The organism is Aeromonas sp. FDAARGOS 1407 (assembly GCF_019048725.1).
Classification (GTDB): domain Bacteria; phylum Pseudomonadota; class Gammaproteobacteria; order Enterobacterales; family Aeromonadaceae; genus Aeromonas; species Aeromonas enteropelogenes.
The window spans coordinates 545,155-560,000 of the sequence record NZ_CP077399.1 but is presented as its reverse complement, the minus strand read 5'-3'; the positions used below and the strand labels follow the sequence as shown (position 1 = coordinate 560,000).

Below are 14,846 nucleotides of genomic sequence, written 5' to 3'. Positions count from 1 at the left end.
AAGAGTAACGGAGGAGCACGAAGGTTGGCTAATCCTGGTCGGACATCAGGAGGTTAGTGCAATGGCATAAGCCAGCTTAACTGCGAGACGGACAGGTCGAGCAGGTACGAAAGTAGGTCATAGTGATCCGGTGGTTCTGAATGGAAGGGCCATCGCTCAACGGATAAAAGGTACTCCGGGGATAACAGGCTGATACCGCCCAAGAGTTCATATCGACGGCGGTGTTTGGCACCTCGATGTCGGCTCATCACATCCTGGGGCTGAAGTCGGTCCCAAGGGTATGGCTGTTCGCCATTTAAAGTGGTACGCGAGCTGGGTTCAGAACGTCGTGAGACAGTTCGGTCCCTATCTGCCGTGGGCGTTGGATGATTGAAGGGAGTTGCTCCTAGTACGAGAGGACCGGAGTGAACGAACCTCTGGTGTTCGGGTTGTCACGCCAGTGGCACTGCCCGGTAGCTAAGTTCGGAATCGATAACCGCTGAAAGCATCTAAGCGGGAAGCGAGCCCTGAGATGAGTCATCCCTGACCCCTTGAGGGTCCTAAAGGGCCGTTGGAGACCACAACGTTGATAGGCGGGGTGTGTAAGTGCAGCGATGCATTGAGCTAACCCGTACTAATTACCCGTGAGGCTTAACCATACAACACCCAAGAAGTGTTCTGGGCCTTGTAGCGAATGAGCGAACTACTAATTCAGTGATAGCGACCAGTCGTTATTCACGTCAGCTTTCCAAGATTGAAGAATTTGCCTGGCGGCCATAGCGCCGTGGAACCACCTGAACCCATGCCGAACTCAGAAGTGAAACGCGGTAGCGCCGATGGTAGTGTGGCATTCGCCATGCGAGAGTAGGACACTGCCAGGCACCCAATTAAACAGTGATGTGCAAAATCACGTTACTGGCTGCGAGGATGACACCTCAGAATAAGCAGCAAATGATTTAGCGAAAGCTAACCGAATGCGGAGCGGTAGTTCAGTCGGTTAGAATACCGGCCTGTCACGCCGGGGGTCGCGGGTTCGAGTCCCGTCCGCTCCGCCACTAACAAGAAGCCCAGTCGACAGACTGGGCTTTTTTTCGTTTTTAAAGCCTTCCCTGACGGGAAGGCTTTTTTGCTTTCTGGCATTTGCGAACGGGAATAAGGAAAGAAGAGACAGCGGCAGGACTGCGACTTGCCACTGGCAACACCCTCCCGGCTTGCAGTCTCTTATGCTTGAGCCGGACGGTATCTGTCCAGTCAGCGAGTTGTTTGCCGCTGGCTTCTCAAACCCTGGCCTCAGGGAAACATCGACTTTTCCCTATTCCTCTGCAGCCGTAAAAAAGCCTTCCCGATGGAAGGCTTTTTATCTTCATTTTGTACTGGTTAATACAGATATTCGGTTCTTTCAGGCTTTCTCTTTCTTGCCAAAGCTCAGGCCCAGCTTGATGGAAAGGGCGGCCAATAGCAGCAACATCATGATCAGAGAAAAGAAATTACTGCCCATTTCCGGGTATTGCACCTTGAGCAGTGCGGCATGACCAAATACACCGATAAAGAAGCAAAGCAGGGTGCATATCGGGGTATTGCCCACCATGGGTTCCTGCCGATAGTGCAGGAACAGTTGGTAAGCCGCCAGGAAGAAGGCGATGAGAGGATAGAGGGAGAAGGGAACTTGCGAGTTGGTCAGCACAGCCAGCGATGCATCTCCGCAGATGCCAGTTAGCAGTGCCAGTATGAGAGGCTTTTTCGGGATCATTAGCTGTTCATGCATATCGTTCTCCATCCAATGGTTATGAGTGAGGGGCATGGCGTTTCTGGTTTTGAACCTCGGCACCCATGGCGATCATTCGCAGCTGGCGAATCGTACGCTCGGAGAGCGCACGGCACTCCTCGCTGGTCATGTCGAGGGCATCTGCCCCGGCGCTGAATACGATGGTGACCATGGCTTCGGCCTGAATATAGGCGTCTTCTCGCGGGGCCTGAGTGGTGGCCTCAAGGTAGTCGGTCAGCTCGGCAATGAAGTGCTGGATCTCGCGTGCCACGGCTTGGCGGAAAGCGGCCGAGGTGCCTGAGCGTTCCCGCAACAGTAGCCGGAAAATGTTAGGGTTGTTCTCGACGAACTCCATAAAGGTCTGCACCGAGGTGCTGATGACGCTGCCGCCACCGGCAATGCGTTGACGGGCCTGGCGCATCAGCTGACGCAGGGTCAGGCCTCCTTCGTCCACCAGGGTCAATCCCAGCTCCTCCATATCGCGGAAGTGGCGATAAAAGGAGGTCGGGGCTATGCCGGCCTCTCGGGCGACCTCCCGCAGGCTGAGATTGGAGAAACTACGGTTGGCGCACAGTTGGCTGAATGCAGCATCGATCAATGTACGCCGGGTCTTTTCTTTTTGTTGAGCGCGAATACCCACGAAATCTGTCACCTTCAGCTTGTCGAGGCCAGATGATAACCCGAAGGCGCCTCAGGATCAGGTTTGTATCCTATTTTTTTGCCAGCGAGCGTGTCCTCTTGTTGGCGTCGCGGAGTATGAGTCATGGTCGCCGCGATGAGGGATTCGGTGCGGCATTTTCTGGCGAAACTTGCCCTTGAGCCTGATATGTCCGTTCTGGAAGGACTTGGTTGCAAGAGGCAATCAGTAAAAAAGAAAGCCACCAGTTCGGCGGCTTTCTCTTTACGTGATATGTGCCGTTTACCTTGCTTGAAGGTGGATTATTCCGGCAGATCCTGCTCTTGCAGTGCGCTCAGGGTCTGTTGTTCCAGCTGGCTGAGGCCCAGTTGCTCACAAGCCTGCTCAAAACTGATCCCCAAATGGCACATCATGATATCGATCGCAGGCAGATAGTTTTTCATAGCTTCTTCCATGGTGATCCTCCGAACCCGTCTCTTATGCCCTGAGTGACTCGGGGCTGCAATTAGACTTTAGGCTTAGTCCGCTCGTTTGATAACCCCCTGCCACAGCGGACGACTATTTGTTAATCTACTCAATGAGATAGAATGGTTTCCGTATGGCAGCGAGCATCAGGTAAGGGGCAGGGCATGTTATTGAGTTTCTTGATCATCGCATCCGGTTGGTGGCATATCCGCGCCGCCTATGGGGCTGATTATCGCCAGTTTTATCTCAGCAAGCCGCTGACCATGCTGTTTATCATCGCGCTGGCATTCGGTTACCAGGGTTATGATCACGATGGATCCCACGCCTGGATCCTGCTTGGGCTCTGTCTCTCGCTGGCGGGTGACGTGTTGCTGATGCTGCCGGCAGACCGTTTTATCGCCGGGTTGGCGGCATTTCTTGTCGCGCATCTCTGTTACATCGTCGGTTTTGCCCAGGGTCCCTTGTTGCTCAATCTGGTGGATGGGCTTTTGCTGTTGCTGGTCGCCGGCATGGTATTTGGCGTCTTGTGGAGCAAGCTGGGGGAGATGCGGATCCCTGTCTTCTGCTACATGTTGGTGATCATCTGCATGGCCTGGGTGGCAGCCGGTGCCTGGCATGCTTCTCTGACCGCAGGCAGTGCCGCAGCTCTGGTAGGGGCACTGATGTTCCTCTTCTCAGATACTATGCTGGCACTCGATCGCTTTCGTCGCCCCTTTCCCCAGGCTCGGGCCTGGATCATGAGCAGCTATTTTGCGGCGCAATTCCTGATAGCCGGGTCGCTGGCGGGTTGAGTATTACCGCTAACACAAAACGGGCCCTTGGGCCCGTTTCTGATTAGTGCATCATGCTTCTATCGGTTCGGCATCAGCTGCCCTGGGGGCTGGCTGCTTGAGCAGCAACATCAGGGCGCTGGCGATCAACAGGAAGATGCCCATCACATAGAACACCTGGTTGTAGGCCATGATGGCCGCCTCGCGGCTGATGGTATTCGACAGCATGGTCTGGGCTTGTTGCCTGGCCAGCTCCGGGCCAGAACCTTGTGCCATCATGCTCTGGGTCAGCTGCAGCAGATAGTTCTGTCCCTCTATGCTACTGGCGGCCAGGGTGCTGCTGATCTGGCTGACATGGGTTCGGGTATCGTTGTCGATCATGGTCGCTATGATAGCGATGCCGAAGGCGCCCCCCAGGTTGCGCAATACGTTGAGCAGGGTAGAAGAGGAGGGGATTTCATCATGGGTCAGGCTGGCGGTCGCCACCAGCGAGAGCGGCACCATGATGAAGGGCTGGCCCAGCGCCCGTACGATGAGCGACTGGATTAGCTGGGGGCCGGCATAGTCGGCGCTCATGTTGACGTTCATAAAACAACTGACGGCGAACACCAGAAAGCCAAAGCTCACCAGATAGCGCGGGTCTATCTTGTGGGTCAGCCTGGGCACCAGCGGCAGCACCAGCAGTTGTGGCAGGCCCATCCACATCAACACTTCCCCTATCTCCAGCGCGTTGTAGTTGTGGATCTGGGTCATGTAGAGCGGCAGCACATAGATGGAGCCCATCAGTGCCATGCCAAGCACCAGATAGGCAAAGCAGGCTAGGGCGAAACGCGGGTTGTGCAGCAGCCGCAGGTTGACCAGTGGATGGCGTCTGAGTAGTTGACTGATGACGAAGAACACCAGCGCGACCACAGAGATGACGGTGAGTCGCACGATGAAGCTGGAACCGAACCAGTCCTCCCTGTTGCCCTCTTCCAGCACCACTTCCAGCAGACCCAGCCCCACCGCCATGGTGACGATGCCGACGAGATCCACTCGCTTGATCACCCCCCAGTCCACCGGCTGCTTGTCCAGTCCGTGAGCCAGCATGGCCAGCACCAGCAGTCCGGGCGGCACGTTGAGGTAGAAGATGTAGTGCCAGGACATCTGTTCGGTCAGCCAGCCACCCAGGGTCGGGCCGATGGCGGGGGCGAAGGTGGCGCACAGGCCGAACAGCGCCATGCCGGTGGCTCTCTTCTGCAGGGGCAGCAGAGTCACGATGAGCGAGAAGGCCATGGGGATCAGCGCCCCTCCGGTGAAGCCCTGCAGCGCACGGAAGATGATCATGCTGGTGAGGTTCCAGCTGAACGAGCAGAGCACGGAGGCGATGATGAAGGCCCCAGTGGTCCACAGCAGGTAGCGCCGCACGCTCAGCCCCCGGCTCAACCAGCCGCTCAGCGGGATGGCGATCATCTCCGCCACCAGATAGGAGGTGGAGATCCAGGAGCTCTCGCTCAGGGTCGCCGACAGGGCCCCCTGAATGTCTTTCAAAGAGGCATTGGTGATCTGGATGTCGAGGATGGCCATGAAGGCACCGATAAGGCCCCCCATGACCGCGATCCAGTTGCGGCGTGGAATGGGTTCCATCAGTTGGCCGCAACCAGAGGCTCGGGAGTACGGGTATCCACTATGACCTCGGTGGAGAGGCCCGGGCGCAGCTTGCCTGCTAAGGGGCCCGGTTCGGGAATGCGGATCTTGACCGGCACCCGCTGCACGATTTTGGTGAAGTTGCCGGTGGCGTTTTCCGGCGGCAGCAGAGCGAACTTGGCGCCGGTAGCGGGGGCCAAGCTGTCGATGATCCCCTCGATTGGCTGATCCGGATAGGCATCCAGGATCACTTCCACTTTTTGTCCGGGTTGCATGTGAGCGAGCTGGGTCTCCTTGAAGTTGGCCTCGACCCACACCTGCTGCAGCGGCACCAGGCTGGCCACCTGCATGCCGGACTGGACGTAGAGCCCTTCCCGCAGGCTGCGTTTGCCGATGATGCCGTCGGCAGGGGCACGCAGTTCGGTGTAGCCAAGCTCCAGCCTGGCTTGTGCCAGCTTGGCTTCGCTCAGGGCCAGCTTGGCCTGATTCTGTTTCGCTTCAGCATCCAGTACCAGCAGCCGTTCACGGGCGGCCTGCAGGGCGGCCTTGGCTTCCTGCATCTGTGCCTGCGTGACCTGCAGGCTGGCGCGCACTTCGTCCAGACTATCTTGCGAGCTGTAGTGGCGCTGGTTGAGCTGACCTATTCGCTGTACTTGCTGCCGGGCACGTAGTTGCTCGGCTTCGGCAGAGGCGACCCTGGCTTCGGCCTGCAGGATCAGGCTCAACTGCTGGACACGGGTCGCGGCCAGGTTCTCGATAGTGGCTTGGATAAGGTGAAGATCGGCCTGTGCCTCTGCTACCTGGCTCTGGAACTCGCGATCATCGAGGCGGGCGATCAGCTGACCCGCCTTGACCGACTGGTTATCGGTCACCAGCACCTCGCTGATATAACCGGACAGCTTGGAGCTGATCCCGGTCACTTCACTTTGCAAATAGGCGTTGTCGGTGCTTTCGAAATAGCGGCCATGAAGATACCAGTAACCGGCAAACAGCAGGCCAAGCAGGGCCAGCACCATGGCGGCCAGCAGGGGAATTTTCTTGTGTTGACTCATCGGGGGGATTCCTGAACTTAAGAGACGCAGGCTAACACCGGCCAACTGTTTCGATTAGTATCAGGTTATGAGAATAACTGTCTCATTGGTGAAACAATGGATCTCAATGCCGCATTAATCCTGGTTCGTATCGTCGACAAGGGATCTTTTACCGCCGCTGCCCAGGAGCTGGGGATGACCAAGGCGATGGTAAGCCGACGCATTGCCGAGCTGGAACGTCGACTCGGTGTGCGCCTGCTCTATCGCTCCACCCGTCAGCTCACGCTGACGGAAGAGGGAGAGCAGTATTACCAACGTTGCAGCAAGGCGGTGGATGCCCTGACGGAGGCCGAGCTGATGCTGAGCGCCCGCCAGCAGGAGGTGACCGGCACCCTCAAGCTGGCCGTGCCCATCGAGACCGGGCAACTGGTAGTCGGTCGCATGGTCGCCAAATTTCTGCAGCGCTATCCCGCCATGCAGGTGGAGCTGGAGCTGACCAACCGGATCCTGGACCCCATCAGTGAGGGACTCGACGCCGTGGTGCGGGTGGGGGACATGAGCAATTCCAACCTGGCGGCGCGTCGGCTCTGGAGTACCGAGCGGCTGCTCTGTGCCAGTCCGGACTATCTGGCTCGCAGTCCGGCGATCGCCCGGCCGGAGGACTTGCTCCGCCATGAGCGGGTGGCAGTCAGCAGTGGTTTTCTGGCGTCCCACTGGTGTTTTGAACGGGATGGCAGAGAGGTTCTAGTTGACCCCCCATCCCGTTTTCGGGTTAATAATATTACCTGCGCCAGGGAGGCCGCAAAGGCGGGGCTGGGGGTCGCTTCGTTACCCGCTATGCTCTGTCTGGAGGAGCTGGAACGCGGTGAATTGGTCTCCCTGCTGCCTGAGTGGCAACAGCCGAGAGTACCCATCTATCTGTTGTTTCCGGAGCGGCGCCTGATGCCGCGCAAGTTGCGGGCGTTTATCGATTTCATGGTGGAGAACGGTGTCGAGTTCGGCATCGACAAGCTGCTGTAAGGGAGACCTATGGAAAACTGGATCAACCTCTATCGCGCCTCTCACTCTCTTGAAGCCCACGCGCTCAAGGGTGCACTGGAAGTGGAAGGGGTCATGGTGCGCCTCAGTGGTGAGGGGCTGTCAGGCGCATTGGGCGAGCTGCCAGTCGATCTGCTTCAGGTCACCCTGATGGTGAGAGCCGAGGATCGCAGCAAGGCAGGCAGAGTCATCGAACGTTACCAGCAGCGCCAGGGCAACGGCTGGCTCTGTGGCCAATGCGGGGAGGAAAACGGCGCCAACTTCGATGTCTGCTGGCGCTGTCATCACGATCCCCATGAGGGTTGAACGGGCTAGCGCAGGGGGAAGTCGATATCTTCCCCTGCGTGTTCGTCATGATAGGTCGCCATATCCAGTTCGTTCTCGCTGCGCGCAATCAGCACTGAAACCAGTATATCCCCCGAGACGTTGACGGCGGTGCGCGCCATGTCGAGGATCCGGTCGATCCCTGCGATGAGCGCCACTCCCTCCAGCGGCAGGCCGACGGCGGTCAGGGTCAGGGTCAGCAACATCAGGCCGGTGCCCGGGGTGCCAGCGGTGCCGATGCTGGCCAGGGTCGCGATGCTGATGATGGTCAGGTAATCCACTACGTGCAGATCGACACCAAAGGCCTGGGCCACGAACAGGGCGGTGACGCCCTGATAGAGAGCCGTACCATCCATGTTGATGGTGGCACCGATGGGCAGCACTTTGGCGGTGATGGCGGAAGAGACCCCCAACCGTTTCTCGGCACAGGCCAGGCTGATGGGCAGGGTGCTTGAGCTGGAGCTGCTGGTGAAGGCCACGGCCTGGGCATCGACGATGCTCTTGAAGTAGTGCAGCGGATTGAGGCGTGCCAGCAGGAGCAGCAGGGCGCTGTAAACTCCCAGCACATGCAACAGGCAGCCGAGGTAGACGGCACCGATCACCTTGAACAGCGGCAACAGCAGGTCGATGCCATATTTGCCGATCATCCAGGCCATCAGGGCACAGACGCCGTAGGGCGCCAATGCCATCACCATCTGGGTCAGCTTGAACATCCCCTCCGACAACGAAGTAAAGAAGCGGATGGCGGGACGACCGCGGCGGCCGCTGGCGTTGAGTGCCACTGCGAGGGCCAGGGCGAAGACCAGCACCTGCAGGATCTTGCCATCAACCATGGCCTGGATGGGATTGCTGGGGACCAGCTGGCTGAGCACAGTGCCCAGGGTCGGTTGCTGCACCATCCCGACCCGTTCATAAGGGCCCATGTCGGCACCCATGCCGGGTTCCAGCAGCCAGCCCATCATCAGGCCGATGCAGATGGCGATGGCAGTGGAGCCCAGATAGAGGCCGATGGCCTTGCTGCTGATGGCATCCAGTTTCTTGCCCTTGAGCAGGGCGGTGAGGCCGGCGATGACAGAGCAGAAGATGAGGGGCACCATCAGCATCTGGATGGTGTTGACGAACAGCACGCCGATGGGCTTGAGCAGCAGGGCCTGCTCCTTGAAGCCAACGCCGAGGGTGACCCCCAACAGCATGCCGATCAGGGTCTTGAGCCAGAGTGGGCGGCGGGTCCAGATCTGCCAGGGCTTGAAAGCCTCTCCATGGAACAGCATGACGCCAATATCCTTATTAATTTGTCTGCAATGGCAAAAGGGGCGCCAGTGTAGCGATCCCCGATGCGGGTTGCCACATTATCGACAAAGGAGTCGCCACGACCAGTCTCTTGACCGGGTAATGCGTGATTTATTGGTCTATATCAAGATCCCCGGCGCCCTGACAGGATTTAATGAGCATTAAATATGTTCATTAATGAGGTGAAAAATGTCGCAATCGGTACACGGTCACGAAGTAATGGAGATGATGCTGGAGCTGGGCGGACAGTTTACCCGTGCCAGCCTCAAGCAGGCGATGGCCGAGCGTTTTGGCGAACAGGCGCGTTTTCATACCTGCAGCGCCAGTGAGATGGATGCCGAGGCTCTGATCGACTTCCTGGCTGCCCGTGGCAAGTTCATCGAGTCCGCCGACGGTTTCCAGACCCACGCCGACAAGATCTGCAACCACGGTTGACCCTCTGCGAGCGCATCATGGCGCTCGCTGAATACCTCCCATTTTGCTATATTTCGCCCCTTCTCTTTTTGCTATTCAAGGCGTAGCCAGGGCGTTGTATGGATACCTTCTCTGCCGCAGTCATGCTGTTTCTGATCATGGACCCGCTGGGTAACCTGCCGGTCTTCCTCTCCATTCTGCGTCACATCGATCCCAAGCGGCGACGCAAGGTGATGATCCGCGAGCTGCTTTTCTCCCTGGCGATCATGATGCTGTTCCTGTTCGTCGGCCAGCAGATCCTGAGCTTCCTCAACCTGCGTCAGGAGGCGGTGAGCATTGCCGGCGGTATCATCCTCTTCCTCATCGCCATCAAGATGATCTTCCCGGGAGAGGGCGGTGTGACCGGGCTTGCTGCGGGTGAAGAACCCTTCCTGGTGCCGATGGCGATCCCGATGATCGCCGGCCCCTCCATCCTCGCCTCCCTGCTGCTGCTCGCCAACCAGGAGCCGACCCGGATGGTCGACTGGTCGCTGGCCCTCTTCATGGCCTGGGGAGCCAGCGCAGTGATCCTGATGTTCTACGAGGTGTTCAACAAGCTGCTGGGTGAGCGTGGACTCACTGCGGTGGAGCGGCTGATGGGCATGCTGCTGGTGATGATCTCGGTGCAGATGCTGCTCGATGGCGTGCACCACTACTTGCAGGTGACGGCCCAGTCCTGATCGTCAGTATGGGCGTGAGGCTCAAGTTGGCTCATGATCTGGGTCAGCAGGGTCTCGCGCAACCAGCGATGGCCCGGATCCTCGTCATGGCGCTGATGCCAGATCAGCAGGTGGGAGATGCTGTCCAGCTCGATGGGCAGAGGTAGCTGCATCAGGGGATAGACCTGGGTCGCATGGCGGGCATAGAGACTTGAGAGCGTCACTATCATGTCGGAGTGCATCCCCATCCGCAGCGCCGCCTCGAACGAGGGGACGGTTGCCTCGATCCGCCGGTAGAGATCCTGTTCCGCCAGCTTGTAGTCCAGCATCCAGCGATCCCGTCCCTCGCAGTAGGTCTGTACATGGGGGTAGCGCAGATAGTGGTCCAGATCCCAGCCTGGTTCCCGCAACGCGGGGTGATGCTTTTGCACCAGGCAGGTCAATCCGTCGATGGCCAGCAGCCGCTGGCAGATGCTGCTTGGCAGGGTATCGAGCCGGTAATCCGAGTTGATGCAGTTCTCCCGCACAGTGAAGGCGATGTCCACCTGTCCCTGGCTCATCTCGGTCAGGCTGTTCTCGGTCCACTCTTCATAGCGCAGGCGGATCCGCGGCGCCTGGCGCTTCAGCTCGCTCAAGTAGAGTGGGGCGAACAGGGTGAAGGCGCTGTCCATGCTGGCGATGACGAACTCCCGCTCCGAACTGGCGGGATCGAACGCGGGGGGCTGGATCAGGTTGTCCAGCGACAGCAGTATGGGTTGCAACTGCTGTTGCAGTGTCTGGGCACGGGCGGTGGGTTCCAGCCCGTAGGCGGAACGGATGAAGAGCGGGTCGTCGAAAGTCTCGCGTAGCCGTCCCAGGGCCTTGCTGACGGCAGACTGGCTCAGGTGAAGGCGACGGGCCGCCTTGCTGCCGTTGCGCTCTTCCAGCAGCACCTGCAGGATGATGAGCAGATTGAGGTCAATGCGGGCCAGTTGTTCCAGTAGCATGATATGAATCCTGTTCAATACAAGGATGAATTTATACCATTAGTATTCATATCTTGGCGATCTTATCCTCTAGAGGTCTCGGGCCCGCCAGGGCCGCTGGTACAGGATGTAGCGGTTGAGGGGACAAAGTAGCACAAGCAATATGGCGGCCCCGGGCCGCCATATTTTTTGGGCGATTTATTTGCCAACTTGCACCCGTCTTGATTTTACCCAACAATCCTTGCGCGTTAATTTGATACAACCAGCAGATATCTCTGGATGAGAGGTTTCCCTATGGGACTCGGTGGAATTCATATCTGGCATTTGTTGATCCTCTTGCTGGTGGTCGTGCTGGTGTTTGGCAGCAAACGCCTGACCAGCGCCGGCGAGGATCTGGGTACCGCCATCAGGGATTTTCGTAAAGCCTTGCGTGACGATGCAAATCATCCGAAATGAGTAGGAGTGGAAGTATGTCTGTAGACGATAAAGTTGAATTGAACGAAACCTGCGACAGCTGTGGTTGCTTTGCCGAGATTGGCACCATTATCGGCGAAGGTGATGACGTGATGGATCTGGTGATCGAGGCCGCTGAAGAGGAGGCTGCCCGCGCCAAACTGGCTGCCTATGAAGCGCTGGCCAAGCAGGTCACCGAAGAGGCCAAGGTGAGCAGCGAGCTGACCCAGGGCGCCGATGGGGTGATCCTGAAAGCCCGTCTGCAGTTCACCTGCACCGCCGAAAAACTGATTTTCGAGATGCGGGCTCGCGCCATCTGAGCACTGTAATGATGCGGCAGGTACGCCTGCCGCGTTGACCCTTCTGCCGTGGGTCGAGTTCTATAGTTAGTCTATTCCACCGTCGGTATTGACCGGCGCGAGTGGCCAACAAAAGGCGAACACATGCGGCAATGGATCTGGGGCCTGCTGGCTCTCTGGTGTCTTCCTCTGCTGGCGGCCGATCTCAAGCCGCAGCGTCTTCCCCAGCCCGGGGACCTCGACAGTATCCTGCAAAAGCGTGAACTCAGGGCCCTGGTGGTCTATGAGCGCGGCTTCTACTTCCTCGACAAGGGGGCCCAATACGGCATCCTGGTCAACCAGCTGCAAGGGTTCGAGCGCTGGCTGAACAAGACCTATCTCGCCAAGGAGAAGGTCAAGCTCAAGGTGGTTTACATCCCGGTCAGGCAGGACAAGCTGCTGGATTATCTGACGGAGGGGCGTGGCGATCTGGTGGCGGCCACCATGACGGTCACCCCGACCCGAAGGGAGCAGGTCAGCTTCTCCAGGCCGCTCATCTCTTCCATCGAGGAGTGGGTGGTGAGCCAACATAGCCTGCCCTCCTTCAACCGCATCACCCAGCTCTCCGGCCGACGGGTCTGGGTGCGGGCCAGCTCCAGTTACTACGAGAGCCTGCGCCAGCTCAACTGGCTGTTTCGCGAACTGGGACTGCCCCCCGTCTACATAGAGGCGGTGCCCGAATATCTGCAGGATGGCGATTTGCTGGAGATGGTGGCGGCCGGGATTATCCCCCTCACGGTGACTGACAGCTACAAGGGGCGGATCTGGCTCGGGATGATCGATGGTCTCAAGGCGCACAAGCTGGTGCCCCTGCGCAGCAATGGCACCAGTGCCTGGGCGCTGCGCAAAAACAGCCCCGAGCTGCTCAAGGCGGTCAACGGTTATCTGGCCAGCGTCAGCCAGCACAGCCTGTTCAGCGATCTGACCCTGCGGCGCTTGCTGGCCCACAGCGAGCGGATGAGCAACATATTGGCACCGGATCCCTTGGGGCGACTGGCAAAGATCCGTAAGGTGCTTGAAAAATATGCGGAAAAATATGACATCGACTGGTTGATGCTGGCAGCGCTGGGATACAAGGAGTCTGGTCTCAATCCCAACGTGCGCTCCCCAAAAGGGGCGGTTGGCATCATGCAGCTGCTGCCTGCCACCGGGCGGGAAGTGGGGATCTCGGGAGCCAGGCTGGCGAGTCTGGAGGGCAACGTGGAGGCCGCCTGCCGTTATATGCGGTTGATCCTCGACACCTATTTCAACGATCCCGGTCTGGATCGGCTCAATCGTCACCTGTTTGCCCTGGCTGCTTACAATGCAGGGCCCAACCGGGTGCAGGCATTGCGCAACAAGGCCCGCTCACTGGGGCTGGATCCCGATGTCTGGTTTGGCAACGTGGATCAGCTGGTGGCCAACGAGGTGGGGCAGGGGCCGATCAACTATGTGGGGACCATCTACAAGTACTATGTCGCCTACCGTTTTAGCCTGCTCCAGATTGAAGGCAAGGCTGCCGCAATCGAGGCGGTGCAGCCCTGAACTCCTGGCTGGATTGGGCCGGCAGGGTTACCGGAAGCTGCCAGCCGCCATCCCTGTGCTGCAAAAACCAGTGCACGGGTTCGGTGGTCGGAACGACATCTGGCTGGCCTGACTGGTCGAGATAGCGCACCATCGGGGTATCGTGCAGTTCCATCAGCAGCTCCTTGCTTGCTATTCAGAGAGGCTTGCCAGCGTTATGACACTCCCCGATGACAGCAGGATGACAGCATGATCCCGGGATCCTTCGCCCTGATCGCGGATCCCCTGCTGGCACTCAAGGTGCGCTGCCAGTGGATCCGCACTGCCCGCGAGCGGATCCAGGCCCAGTACTACAGCTGGGAAGAGGACAGCAGCGGCAAGCTGCTGCTCAGCGAACTGCTCCATGCCGCCAGGCGCGGGGTCAGGGTCGAGCTGCTGGTGGATGATCTCTATGCCGGCGACAACCGCTTTCTGGAGATGGTGGCCCACGAGCCGGGGATCGAGGTGCGCCTGTTCAACCCCTTCTGGTTGCGGGGCTGGCGACTCCTGGCGCTGCTGTTGGAGGGGCTATTCAGCTTTCGCCGCATCAATCACCGCATGCACAACAAGCTGCTGCTGGTGGATGGCAGGCTGGCGCTGATCGGCGGTCGCAACATCGGTGATCGCTACTTCCATCTCGACGATCAGCCCCCCTTCGTTGATCTGGATCTCGCCTGCCGGGGAGCATTGTGTCAGGAGATGGCGCAGGGATTTGCCCAGTTCTGGCACAGCCGCTGGAGCCATCCCATTCGCCACCTGTTGCGACGCTCCCCGCTGCCCGCCGAGGCCCGGGTGGTCAATGACTTTCTGCTCACCATGACGGATCCGGCCATTGCCGCCGTCTATTCATTGCCGGCCAACCTGTTTGTCGATGAACCCTTGGCGCTGCAGTGGCACGACGGTGTGGCGGAGGTGTGGTTCGACCGGCCCGGAAAGGGATTGATCTCGCGACCCGCCACGGCCCGCCAGCTGTGGCAGCGACTGGCAGACAATCCGCACTCATTGTCGTTGGTGACCCCTTACCTCATCCTGACCCGTGGCTTTCGCCGCCGCCTGTTGCAGTTGCGTCAACGGGGCGTGACCATCGATATCCTCACCAACTCCCTGGCCAGCACGGATGTGCCTCTGGTCTATGGCGCCTACCGACGCTATCGCGGCTGGCTGCTGCGTCAGGGGATCCAGGTGCACGAGTTTGGCGATGACAGCCACAGCCTGCATGCCAAGCTGATCCTGCTGGGGCGGGAACGGGCCCTGTTTGGCAGCCTTAACCTAGATCCCCGCTCGCTGTTTCTCAACACCGAGCTGATGCTGCACCTGCGTTGCCCGACCCTGTGCGAGCAGCTGAGGTCGTGGCTGATGCACTGGCAAGAGCAGGCCAGTAGCGCACCCCGCAAAATCGATGGTTGGCCCCGGCGACTGGTGGCCCGACTCAGTGACTGGTTGCCCCTGAAGCGCTGGCTGTGAGCCGGATGTTTTTTGTGCGAGATCTCGCAAAGCCTTGTACGCCTTTG

Annotated in this window: 16 protein-coding genes, 1 tRNA gene and 2 rRNA genes (1 of these 19 running past the window's edge); 12 read left to right on the top strand and 7 right to left on the bottom strand. The window is 58.9% G+C overall.

Annotated features, from left to right (window positions below; genetic code table 11):
• The 3 genes from I6L37_RS02695 to I6L37_RS02685 form a co-directional block, all read left to right on the top strand.
• Nucleotides 1–638, top strand: a 23S ribosomal RNA gene (locus tag I6L37_RS02695) (it extends 2,251 nt beyond the left edge of the window).
• A 107-nt stretch (nt 639–745) separates the two neighbouring features.
• Nucleotides 746–860: ribosomal RNA gene (rrf, locus tag I6L37_RS02690) — 5S ribosomal RNA — on the top strand.
• Nucleotides 861–957: 97 nt separating this feature from the next.
• Nucleotides 958–1,034, top strand: a tRNA-Asp gene (locus tag I6L37_RS02685).
• Between the two features lie 344 nt (nt 1,035–1,378).
• Here I6L37_RS02685 and I6L37_RS02680 read toward each other — a convergent pair.
• The 3 genes from I6L37_RS02680 to I6L37_RS02670 form a co-directional block, all read right to left on the bottom strand.
• Complete coding sequence (locus tag I6L37_RS02680) at nt 1,379–1,744, bottom strand: YijD family membrane protein (protein WP_026455968.1); 366 nt, start codon at nt 1,742–1,744, stop codon at nt 1,379–1,381.
• Between the two features lie 19 nt (nt 1,745–1,763).
• Nucleotides 1,764–2,384: an HTH-type transcriptional repressor FabR gene (fabR, locus tag I6L37_RS02675; RefSeq protein ID WP_026455969.1), complete on the bottom strand. Its 621-nt coding sequence runs from the start codon at nt 2,382–2,384 to the stop codon at nt 1,764–1,766.
• A 299-nt stretch (nt 2,385–2,683) separates the two neighbouring features.
• Nucleotides 2,684–2,824 (bottom strand): hypothetical protein, encoded by a 141-nt coding sequence (locus I6L37_RS02670; protein WP_185378105.1) that lies wholly within the window; start codon nt 2,822–2,824, stop codon nt 2,684–2,686.
• A 186-nt stretch (nt 2,825–3,010) separates the two neighbouring features.
• Here I6L37_RS02670 and I6L37_RS02665 point away from each other — a divergent pair, with 186 nt between their 5' ends.
• A complete protein-coding gene (locus I6L37_RS02665; RefSeq protein ID WP_026455970.1) occupies nt 3,011–3,637 on the top strand; it encodes a lysoplasmalogenase in 627 nt (208 codons plus the stop codon).
• A 51-nt stretch (nt 3,638–3,688) separates the two neighbouring features.
• Here the strand turns inward: I6L37_RS02665 and I6L37_RS02660 are convergent, their stop codons facing one another.
• Both I6L37_RS02660 and I6L37_RS02655 read right to left on the bottom strand, forming a co-directional pair.
• Nucleotides 3,689–5,242 (bottom strand): DHA2 family efflux MFS transporter permease subunit, encoded by a 1,554-nt coding sequence (locus I6L37_RS02660; RefSeq protein ID WP_216993217.1) that lies wholly within the window; start codon nt 5,240–5,242, stop codon nt 3,689–3,691.
• Complete coding sequence (locus I6L37_RS02655; protein ID WP_216993216.1) at nt 5,242–6,294, bottom strand: HlyD family secretion protein; 1,053 nt, start codon at nt 6,292–6,294, stop codon at nt 5,242–5,244. Before I6L37_RS02655 ends, I6L37_RS02660 begins: the two co-directional genes overlap by 1 nt.
• A 96-nt stretch (nt 6,295–6,390) precedes the next feature.
• Between I6L37_RS02655 and I6L37_RS02650 the strand changes: the two genes are divergently transcribed.
• Nucleotides 6,391–7,293, top strand: a complete 903-nt coding sequence (locus tag I6L37_RS02650) for a LysR family transcriptional regulator (RefSeq protein ID WP_216993215.1) — start codon at nt 6,391–6,393, stop codon at nt 7,291–7,293.
• A 9-nt stretch (nt 7,294–7,302) separates the two neighbouring features.
• Nucleotides 7,303–7,617 carry a DUF2007 domain-containing protein gene (locus I6L37_RS02645; protein ID WP_201983002.1) on the top strand — a complete coding sequence of 105 codons (315 nt, stop codon included), beginning with the start codon at nt 7,303–7,305 and terminating at the stop codon, nt 7,615–7,617.
• Nucleotides 7,618–7,622: 5 nt separating this feature from the next.
• Here the strand turns inward: I6L37_RS02645 and I6L37_RS02640 are convergent, their stop codons facing one another.
• A complete protein-coding gene (locus I6L37_RS02640) occupies nt 7,623–8,906 on the bottom strand; it encodes a dicarboxylate/amino acid:cation symporter (RefSeq protein WP_026455975.1) in 1,284 nt (427 codons plus the stop codon).
• 208 nt (nt 8,907–9,114) lie between these two features.
• On the opposite strand from I6L37_RS02640, the gene I6L37_RS02635 reads away from it, so the two are divergent.
• Nucleotides 9,115–9,360, top strand: coding sequence for a YecH family metal-binding protein (locus I6L37_RS02635; RefSeq protein WP_042070251.1), 246 nt, complete (start codon nt 9,115–9,117; stop codon nt 9,358–9,360).
• A 98-nt stretch (nt 9,361–9,458) separates the two neighbouring features.
• Entirely contained in the window at nt 9,459–10,058 is a 600-nt protein-coding gene (locus tag I6L37_RS02630) for a YhgN family NAAT transporter (RefSeq protein ID WP_026455977.1), read from the top strand.
• Here I6L37_RS02630 and I6L37_RS02625 read toward each other — a convergent pair.
• Nucleotides 10,031–11,023 carry a LysR substrate-binding domain-containing protein gene (locus I6L37_RS02625; protein ID WP_042028973.1) on the bottom strand — a complete coding sequence of 331 codons (993 nt, stop codon included), beginning with the start codon at nt 11,021–11,023 and terminating at the stop codon, nt 10,031–10,033. The genes I6L37_RS02630 and I6L37_RS02625 overlap by 28 nt on opposite strands.
• 273 nt (nt 11,024–11,296) lie before the next feature.
• Here I6L37_RS02625 and tatA point away from each other — a divergent pair, with 273 nt between their 5' ends.
• The 4 genes from tatA (at nt 11,297) to I6L37_RS02605 (ending at nt 14,799) form a co-directional block, all read left to right on the top strand.
• Nucleotides 11,297–11,458, top strand: coding sequence for a twin-arginine translocase TatA/TatE family subunit (tatA, locus tag I6L37_RS02620; RefSeq protein WP_042028974.1), 162 nt, complete (start codon nt 11,297–11,299; stop codon nt 11,456–11,458).
• Nucleotides 11,459–11,472: 14 nt separating this feature from the next.
• Entirely contained in the window at nt 11,473–11,775 is a 303-nt protein-coding gene (locus I6L37_RS02615; protein WP_026455980.1) for a YfcZ/YiiS family protein, read from the top strand.
• A 123-nt stretch (nt 11,776–11,898) separates the two neighbouring features.
• Nucleotides 11,899–13,317 (top strand): lytic transglycosylase F, encoded by a 1,419-nt coding sequence (locus I6L37_RS02610; RefSeq protein WP_026455981.1) that lies wholly within the window; start codon nt 11,899–11,901, stop codon nt 13,315–13,317.
• A gap of 228 nt (nt 13,318–13,545) precedes the next feature.
• The gene (locus tag I6L37_RS02605) at nt 13,546–14,799 is read left to right on the top strand and encodes a phosphatidylserine/phosphatidylglycerophosphate/cardiolipin synthase family protein (protein WP_216993214.1); all 1,254 of its coding nucleotides are present in this window, start codon (nt 13,546–13,548) and stop codon (nt 14,797–14,799) included.
• Nucleotides 14,800–14,846: the final 47 nt, after the last annotated feature.